This is a genomic window from Mycobacterium sp. E740 (assembly GCF_001672895.1).
GTDB lineage: Bacteria > Actinomycetota > Actinomycetes > Mycobacteriales > Mycobacteriaceae > Mycobacterium.
In genome coordinates, this window is record NZ_LZKP01000021.1 from 1 (window position 1) to 8,673 (window position 8,673).

10 protein-coding genes are annotated in these 8,673 nt (G+C 68.2%); 5 read left to right on the forward strand and 5 right to left on the reverse strand.

Annotated features, from left to right (window positions below; genetic code table 11):
• Together A5663_RS02115 and pyrE are read left to right on the forward strand one after the other, a co-directional pair.
• A partial coding sequence (locus A5663_RS02115) for a DUF2470 domain-containing protein (protein ID WP_156744280.1) occupies positions 1–414 on the forward strand: 414 nt, incomplete at its 5' end.
• Positions 415–428: 14 nt separating this feature from the next.
• Positions 429–1,013, forward strand: a complete 585-nt coding sequence (pyrE, locus tag A5663_RS02120; RefSeq protein ID WP_068143413.1) for an orotate phosphoribosyltransferase — start codon at positions 429–431, stop codon at positions 1,011–1,013.
• Here pyrE and A5663_RS02125 read toward each other — a convergent pair.
• From A5663_RS02125 to A5663_RS02140, 4 genes are read right to left on the reverse strand one after another with little or no spacing between them, the layout of a single operon-like run.
• Entirely contained in the window at positions 1,000–2,046 is a 1,047-nt protein-coding gene (locus A5663_RS02125) for an ABC transporter ATP-binding protein (RefSeq protein WP_068143415.1), read from the reverse strand. The two genes, pyrE and A5663_RS02125, sit on opposite strands and share 14 nt — an antisense overlap.
• Positions 2,043–2,819 carry an ABC transporter permease gene (locus A5663_RS02130; protein ID WP_068143417.1) on the reverse strand — a complete coding sequence of 259 codons (777 nt, stop codon included), beginning with the start codon at positions 2,817–2,819 and terminating at the stop codon, positions 2,043–2,045. The genes A5663_RS02125 and A5663_RS02130 overlap by 4 nt, the downstream gene beginning before the upstream one ends.
• On the reverse strand, positions 2,816–3,637 hold the full coding sequence (locus A5663_RS02135; protein ID WP_369816577.1) for an ABC transporter permease: 822 nt from the start codon (positions 3,635–3,637) through the stop codon (positions 2,816–2,818). The genes A5663_RS02130 and A5663_RS02135 overlap by 4 nt, the downstream gene beginning before the upstream one ends.
• 36 nt (positions 3,638–3,673) lie before the next feature.
• Positions 3,674–4,789 carry an ABC transporter substrate-binding protein gene (locus A5663_RS02140; RefSeq protein WP_068143421.1) on the reverse strand — a complete coding sequence of 372 codons (1,116 nt, stop codon included), beginning with the start codon at positions 4,787–4,789 and terminating at the stop codon, positions 3,674–3,676.
• A gap of 119 nt (positions 4,790–4,908) precedes the next feature.
• On the opposite strand from A5663_RS02140, the gene A5663_RS02145 reads away from it, so the two are divergent.
• The 3 genes from A5663_RS02145 to A5663_RS02155 all read left to right on the forward strand — a co-directional run bounded on the left by A5663_RS02145 (position 4,909) and on the right by A5663_RS02155 (position 8,061).
• Complete coding sequence (locus A5663_RS02145) at positions 4,909–5,403, forward strand: hypothetical protein (RefSeq protein WP_068143423.1); 495 nt, start codon at positions 4,909–4,911, stop codon at positions 5,401–5,403.
• Positions 5,400–5,813: a TIGR03668 family PPOX class F420-dependent oxidoreductase gene (locus A5663_RS02150; RefSeq protein WP_068143424.1), complete on the forward strand. Its 414-nt coding sequence runs from the start codon at positions 5,400–5,402 to the stop codon at positions 5,811–5,813. Before A5663_RS02145 ends, A5663_RS02150 begins: the two co-directional genes overlap by 4 nt.
• Before the next feature lie 85 nt (positions 5,814–5,898).
• Entirely contained in the window at positions 5,899–8,061 is a 2,163-nt protein-coding gene (locus A5663_RS02155) for an elongation factor G-like protein EF-G2 (RefSeq protein WP_068143426.1), read from the forward strand.
• A gap of 19 nt (positions 8,062–8,080) precedes the next feature.
• On the opposite strand, the gene A5663_RS02160 is transcribed toward A5663_RS02155, so the two are convergent.
• Positions 8,081–8,673: hypothetical protein (locus A5663_RS02160; protein WP_068143427.1), on the reverse strand; the 593-nt coding region annotated here is incomplete at its 5' end.

The window sequence follows — 8,673 nt, forward strand, 5'->3', positions numbered from 1 at the left end:
CTGTCGGCGGTCGCCGCCGCGAAGTACTACATCGACTACAGCGACTTCACCGTGTGGGTGCTGCGGGTGCACCGGGTGCGCTGGGTCGGCGGCTACGGCCGGATGGAATCGACGACGGGTGAGGCGTACGCCGCCGCGCATCCGGACCCGGTGCAACCGCTCGCGGCGGACGCCGTCGCGCATCTGAACAACGACCATGCCGACGCGCTCGTTGCGATGGCCCGGACGCTGGGCGGCTACCCGGACACCACCGCGGCCACCTGCACCGGTGCCGACCGCTACGGCCTGGACCTGCGTCTGACGACCGATCGCGGGATGGCCTACACCCGGATCGGCTATCCGGCACCGATCGACTCCATCGGCGAATTGCGTTCGGCCGCCGTGGCGCTGACCCGCCTCGCGCGCGACGGCTGAAATACGATCCCCGTATGACTGCGGCTTCCTCCTCCGAGCGACCGGCCTCCTGGCAGGCGGCCTTCGACCTCATCGCGACCCGCGGCCACGAACGCCGCGACGAGCCGTTCAAGTTGGCCAGCGGCCAACTCAGCCACGACTACATCGACGGCAAATACGCCATCGACACCGGTGAGCGGTTGGCGATCGTGAGCCGCGCGGTCGCGGAGTTGGCGCAAAGCCGCGGAATCGAGTTCGACGCGGTCGGCGGGCTGACGATGGGCGCCGACCCGTTGGCGCACGGCGTCGCGATGGTCACCGGCAAGGCCTGGTTCTCGGTGCGCAAGGAGCAGAAGCAGCGCGGCCGCGAGCAGTGGATCGAAGGAACGCGTCTGCAGTCCGGCACGCGGGTGCTGCTGGTCGACGACGTGATCAGCACCGGCGGCTCCACCGAGATCGCCTTCGACCGGGTGACGGCGGCGGGGGCGGTCGTCACCGGCGTCATTCCGATGGTCGATCGCGGTGACATCGCAGCCGGGCGCTTCGAGGCGCGCAACGTGCCCTTCGCCGCGCTGGTCACCTACCGCGACCTGGGCATCGAGCCGGTCAAGGACGTCTAGGAATCACCAGCACGCCGTCGGATCCGACCGTCACCGTGACCTTGTCGCCGGGCGTGAACGCGCGTGCCACCGAACTCGCCATCTGCGCGCTGAGCACCGTGCCGTCCGCCAGCGCCAGGTAGACGCGCGAGGATGGTCCCAGGAACGCCACCGAGGTGACCGTCGACGTGCCGGCCGCGTCCGCCGCCAGGGTCAGTGACTCCGGCCGCACCATCGCCAGACCCGAGCCGGCGATCACTGAACCGGGCAGTGTCGGCACCGACGTGCCGAGCAGCTGCGCGCGATTCTGCGAAACCACCGCGGGCACTTGGTTGTTGAGTCCGACGAACTCCGCGACGAACGGCGTCGCCGGGTTGGCGTAGAGGTCTGCCGGCGCCGCCACCTGCTCGAGCTCGCCGTGGCTCATCACCGCGACGCGGTCGGCGATCGCGAGCGCCTCCTCCTGGTCGTGCGTGACGAACAGCGTCGTCGTGCCGACTTCCGACTGCACACGGCGGATCTCGTCGCGCAACTGGGCGCGCACCTGGGCGTCCAACGCCGACAGCGGTTCATCCAGCAGCAGTACCCGCGGCTCGACGGCCAGGGCGCGGGCCAGCGCAACGCGCTGCTGTTGACCGCCCGACAACTCGTCGGCGAACTTCTGCGCATGCGCGGACAAGCCGACCAGGTCGAGCATGTCAGCAGCCCGGGACAGTCGCTCGCGCTTCGTCTTTCGACGCATCTTCAGCCCGAACGCGACGTTGTCGAGCACCGTCAGATGCGGGAAGAGGCTGTAGGCCTGGAACACCATGCCCATGTCACGCTTGTTCGCCGGGACGTCGGTGATGTCGCGGCCGTCGAGGCGCACCCTTCCGGTGGTCGCTTCCTCGAGGCCCGCGATAATGCGCAACGCGGTGGTCTTGCCGCAGCCCGACGGGCCGAGCAGTGCGACGAGCTCGCCGGCCTCGATGTGCAGGCTGAGCCTGTCGAGCGCCCTGACCGAACCGTAGCGGCGCGTCAGGTCGTCGAGTTCGACGGTGCATCCGGCGCTCATGCCGTGACCACCCGGCGGCGTCTACGGGTGATCAGCGAAAGCGCAAGCAGCAGAATGAAACCCAGCATCAGCACAGCCAGCGATGCGGCCACCGATGTCGGGCCGTCGGATCTGCCGATCGCCACGATCTGCACCGGCAACGTCTGATAGCCACCGAGCGAGGCGATCGTGTACTCACCGAGCACGACCGCGATCGAGATGAACGCCGCGGACAGGATGCCCGGCCAGATGTTGGGCGCCACCACACGCAGGATCGTCGTCGTCCATCCGGCACCGAGCGAGCGGGCGGTCTCGGTGAGCGTCTGCAGCTCGATTGACGACAGCGCCGCGTCCAGCGCCCGGTAGGCGAACGGCAGCACGAGAACGACATAGACGAACGTCAGCGTCAGCGGTGATTCACCGAGGAGATACGTGACCCACAGGTAGACGTTGCGCAACCCGACGACGATCACCAACGCCGGAATGGTCAGCGGCAACAGGCACAGGAACTCCACCGCCCTTCTCGCCCACGGCGCTCGGAGCCGCACCCAGATCATCGTCGGCAGCAGGATCACCAACATGGACAGCACGGTCAACCCCGCTAGCAGCAGCGAGACCACGATGGCGTCATACAGCGCGTCGTCGGCGACCAGGTTGGCCCACGCCTGGACTGTGCGTCCGTCCGCACGCAGGTTGCGCGTCGAGAAGTCGGCCATCGCGTACAGCGGAAAAAGGAAGAACGCACCGAACAATGCCCAGAGCGCAGCCCGAAACAGCTTCGCGCCGTTGCTCATCGAAGCCACCTGGCGGTACGGCGCACCAGCCTGCCGTACGCCGTCATCACCACCGCCACGACGACGATCATCTCCAGCGCCAGGGCGTACGCGAAGCCGGACTGACCCAGCACCACCTCGCTGGTCAGCGCCGCCCGGATCAGCAGCGGCACGATCGGGCTGCCCTGGCTGACCAGCGCCGCGGCCGTCGCGTATGCCGCAAACGCGTTGGCGAACAACAACAATGCGGTCCCGAGGAACGCCGGTGTCAGCAGCGGCGCCACCACTTCGCGGAAGTACTGCCAGCGCGTCGCCCCGAGGCTCACCGCCGCCTCTCGCCACTGCCCGCGCAGACCTTCCAACGCCGGCGCGAACACGATCACCATCAGCGGGATCTGAAAGTACGCGTACACCACGGTCAGACCGGAAAGCCCGTAGAGCCAGCCCGAAGCAGCGAGGTTCCAGCCGAGCAGCTGCTGAATCCACAGTGTCAAGACACCATTCAGGCCGATCGTCGCGAGAAACGCGAACGCCAGTGCCACACCGCCGAATTGCGCGAGAACGCTGCACAACGCGAGCACCGCGCGGCGCACCATCGAGGCCGGCGGACTCGACACGATCAGCCACGACAGCACGGCGCCGAACACCGCGCCGATGAGTGCCGTGCCCGCCGACAGCAACAGGCTCTTGCCCAGCGCCGACAGCGCCGCACCCGAGAACAGCGCTTCGACACGCGCCAGGGTGAAGACGCCGTCGGCGAAGAACGCGTTGACGATCACCGTGACCGTGGGGATGACGAGGAAGATCGCCACCACAGCCAGAAAGGGCAACAGCGGCAACGTGTCCCGGACGCGCAGTCTGTTCAGCGTCGCTCCTCAGCCGATGGCGGCGGCCCAGTGCTCGGACAGGTACTTGGTGGCGGCCTTCGTCTGTTGCGGGGAGGGCACGGTCACGGGCCCGTCGATGACCGGAACCGAGGCCGCCGCGTCCAGCGTCCCGTCGGTGGCCATGATGTCGGCGCGGACCGGTCGCACGCCGCCGTGCGCATAGAGGTTCTGTGCCTCGTCGCTGTAGAGGAACTCCTGCCACAACCGCGCGGCGGCCGGATGCGGCGCGTCCTTGTTGATCGCCTGGTAGTAGTAGCCGGCGACGGCATGATCGGGCGGCACCAGCACATGCCACGACGGCATCCGCTTGGTTTCCGCGGCGTTGGTGTAGTTCCAGTCGATGACCACCGGGGTCTGACCGGATTCGATGGTGGCCGGTGTCGGGTCGACGGGCAGGAAGTTGCCCGCATCGGCCAGCTTGGCGAAGAACTCGACACCCGGGGCGATGTCGTCGACCGAACCGCCCTGGGAGAGCGCGACCATGAGCACACCGGAGAACGCGGCACCGGCCTGCGTGGGATCGCCGTTGAGGGCCACCTTGCCCTGGTACTCCGGCTTGAGCAGATCGTCGATACGCGTCACCGGGGGCACCTTCGCCGAGTCGTAGCCGATCGACATGTAGCCGCCGTAGTCGTTGACCCAGGTCCCGTCCGCATCCTTGAACGCCGCCGGGATGTCGTCGAAGTTGGCGACCTTGTACGGCGCGAACATCGCGGTGTTGGCCAGCGCGACGGACTGCCCGAGGTCGAACACGTCGGGCGCGGAGCTCTTGCCCTTCTGCTGGTTGGCGGTGTTGATCTCGTCCTGGCTCGACGCGTCGGGCTGCGCGGAGTTCACCTTGATGCCGTACTTGTCGGAGAACGCCTTGATGATCGCGCCGTAGTTCGCCCAGTCCGGCGGCAGCGCAATGACATTGAGTTCGCCCTCGTTCTTGGCCGCCTTCACCAGCGCGTCGATCCCGCCGAAGTCCTCAGCAGAGGTGGCCTCGGCCGCCTTCACCCCGGACTGCGTCTGTTCGCCGTCACCGCGCTGCTGCGGCGGCGCGCATGCGGTCGAACCCGCCAGCAGGACAACGGCCGTGGCCGCCAGGCTGATGAACTTCATTGCCGAACCTTCCGTGCGAGGCGCTCGAACCATATCGCGGCCAGGCCGTGCGCGTGCACAGCGGTCGGACACACCGCGACCGCACGTCCGTGCAGGCGTCGCGGCGTTAGCATTCCGGTGTGGCCGAGCGCGAAGCCCCGGGGGACTTCGATTACGACGAGCCGACGCAGGCGGCGGGCAAACCGTTCGATGCGTTCGACGCGGACACCTGGTACTTCGAACCCGCGCCGCCGCCCTGGTATCGGACCAGGACCGCGCTGACCATGCTGGTCGCCGCGGCCGTCGCTGCCGTCGCTCTGGTGGTCTCCGGCGTCCTTCTTGTCTTTCGCGCACCCGACGAGCCCACGGTCGAAACGGCGACCTCGGTCCGGCCGACCGCGCAGAGCAAGGCTCCCACCACCCGCACCGAGTCTGTGCGCACCGAGGCGCCGCCCCCACGCGCACCGGTCGTGACGTCGGCGGGCCCCGCCGTTCCTCCGCCGAGCGCGACTCAGCGGCCGAGCCCGCCGTCGACTCGGGTCAGCCGTGGTCCACAGATCGGGGTGACACGCACGCCGGTGACGCGGTCGCCGATCAGCGTCGCCCCCCAACGCCCCGGCCGAGCTCAGCCATGACGCCGTCCGACTTCGACGCGGAGGCCATGTTCTCCGCTGCGCCGGTCGCGATGCTCGCCACGGTCGGAGCCGACGGTGCGCCGCACCTCGTGCCCGTCGTGTTCGCCGCACATCGGGGCGTCGTGTACACCGCCGTCGACGCCAAGCGGAAGTTGACTCGCAAATTGCGGAGGCTGGCCAACATCGAAGTCAACCCGCAGGTGAGCATGCTGGTCGACCACTACGACGACGACTGGACTCGGCTGTGGTGGGTGCGCGCCGACGGCCACGCTGAAATCCACTACAGCGGTGAGGAATTGGCGAACGGGTACGCCTTGCTGCGGCGCAAGTACGTGCAGTACCAGCGGATCGCACTGGACGGCCCGGTGGTCACGGTGCACGTCTCGAAATGGGCGTCGTGGCAGGCCTGAGCGCGGAATCGGCGAAGTACTTGTGCTGGCTGACGGTTAGCGGAATTGTGGTGTAACACACACGTGGCCGTGGAAAGGGAACGTCATGGCCGACAAGACGACACATTCCCAGGGCGCCGGAGCCGCTCCCACCGCGGACAGTCCGGCCGCCATCCGCAATGTGGCCCTGGTGGGCCCGTCGGGTGGCGGCAAAACCACACTCGTCGAGGCGCTGCTGCTGGCCGCCGGTGTGCTGACCAGAGCCGGCTCGGTTCAGGACGGCACCACGGTCTGCGACAGCGACGAGGCCGAGATCTCGCAGCAGCGGTCGGTCGGCCTGGCCCTGGCGTCGCTACGCCACGACGGCACCAAGGTCAACCTCATCGACACGCCCGGTTACGCAGACTTCGTCGGGGAACTGCGCGCGGGACTGCGCGCCGCCGACTGTGCACTGTTCGTCATCGCCGCGAACGAGGGGATTGACGAGCCCACCAAGTCGCTGTGGCTCGAGTGCAGCCAGGTCGGCATGCCGCGCGCGGTGGTCGTCACCAAACTCGACCACGCCCGCGCGAACTACGACAGCGCACTGGCCGCGGCGCAGCAGGCGTTCGGGGACAAGGTGCTGCCGCTGTACCTGCCGGCCGACACTCCGTGCACCGGGCTGATCGGCCTGCTGTCGCAGCAGCACTACGAGTACGCCGGCGGCAGGCGCACCACCACCCATGATCCTGACGACTCGTATGCCGACGCGATCTCCGAACAGCGCGGCGCGCTGATCGAGGGCATCATCGAGGAGTCCGAAGACGAGACGTTGATGGAGCGTTACCTCGGCGGTGAAGAGATCGATCAGGCCGTGCTCATCGAGGACTTGGAGAAGGCCGTCGCCCGGGCGTCGTTCTTCCCGGTGATCCCCGTGTGCAGCGGAACCGGCGTCGGCACGCTCGAGCTTCTCGAGATCATCACCGCCGGATTCCCCTCGCCGCCGGAACACCGGCTGCCCGAGGTCTTCACGCCTGCGGGCAAGGCGCGCGCCGAGATTCCCTGCGACCCGGGCGGAAAGCTGCTCGCGGAGGTCGTCAAGACCACTTCCGACCCGTACGTCGGGCGGGTCAGCCTCGTCCGGGTGTTCTCCGGGACCATCACTCCTGACGCGACCGTGCATGTGTCCGGCCACTTCTCGTCGTTCTTCGGCGGCAACGGTGGGGGCAACGGCCCGGGGCACGAGGACCACGACGAGGACGAGCGCATCGGCACGTTGTCGTTCCCCCTGGGCAAGCAGCAGCGGCCCGCGCCGTCGGTGATCGCCGGTGACATCTGCGCGATCGGGCGACTCACCCGCGCCGAGACCGGAGACACGTTGTCCGACAAGGCCGATCCGCTCGTGTTGCGACCGTGGACCATGCCCGAACCGCTGCTGCCCATCGCGGTGCAGCCGCGCGCGAAGACCGACGAGGACAAGCTGTCGGTGGGGCTGCAGCGGCTGGCGGCCGAGGACCCGACGCTGCGCATCGAGCAGAATCCCGAGACGCATCAGATCGTGTTGTGGACCATGGGTGAGGCACATGCCGGCGTCGTCCTCGATGCGCTGTCGCGGCGCTACGGTGTCGCGGTGGACACCGTCGAGTTGCGGGTGCCGCTGCGAGAGACGTTCGGCGGCAAGGCCAACGGACACGGCCGGCACGTCAAGCAGTCCGGCGGACACGGTCAGTACGCGGTGTGCGACATCGCGGTGGAACCCCTGGCCGAGGGTTCCGGATTCGAGTTCGTCGACAAGGTGGTCGGCGGCGCGGTGCCCCGCCAGTTCATCCCCAGCGTGGAGAAGGGCGTACGGGCGCAGATGGCCAAAGGCGTCGGGCCGGGGTATCCGGTCGTCGACATCCGGGTCACGCTGTTCGACGGCAAGGCCCACAGCGTGGACTCGTCGGATTTCGCCTTCCAGATGGCAGGTGGGCTGGCGCTGCGCGAGGCGGCCGCGGCGACGAAGGTGAACCTGCTCGAGCCCGTCGACGAGGTGTCGATCGTCGTACCCGACGACTTCGTCGGCGCGATCATGGGCGATCTGGCCGGTCGGCGTGGCCGGGTGCTCGGCACCGACAAGGTCGACGAGGACCGCACACTGGTCAAGGCCGAGATCCCCGAAGTCGAACTCACCCGCTACGCCATCGACCTGCGTTCACTCGCGCACGGTGCCGGCACCTTCACCCGGTCGTTCGCCCGTTACGAACCGATGCCCGACCACGCCGCCGCGAAGCTGACTGCTTCGGTCTGACGGCTTCGCTCTGAGCGACTCACCGGGGCGGGTCGCCGCGCCACATGAAGCTGTTGACGTATTTGCCCATGTCCAAAGCGATCTGGAGATTGGCGCCCGACGGTTTGCCGAATCCGAAGTCCGGCCCGAATTCGTGATACGGCCCCATCGCCGCCGCGATGAGCGCCAAGTCGTTCTTGACCGCGACGAGCACCACGACCCGCATCCGCAGGTAGCTGCTGTTCGCGCCCTGCGGCCAGCAGTCGGCGACCTCGCCGTATCCGGAGTGGTAGCCGACCATCGCGTTCGGGATCTCGTAGGCGGTTCGGGTGTCCGGAAATGTGCTGCCTATCACGGCCTTTGCGATGTCGCGTGCCGAGCGTCCGCCGGCGGCCTGGCTGAACAGTTGCAGCGTTCCGCCGTCGCCGCCCACCAGTTCGGCGGTAACCCCGGTGGCCTGGGTGCTCACCCGGTAGGCCGACGTCGGCGCCGGATATGACACCGCGAACGCTCCGTCGGCCGCGACAAAGCGGGGGTTGATCTCCACCGGGGTGCCGGTGGGCGGCCGTCCGCAGTCCGGCGGGCAGACGTAGCGCACCGGCGGCTTGCTCGACATCGCCGACACCGCGACCA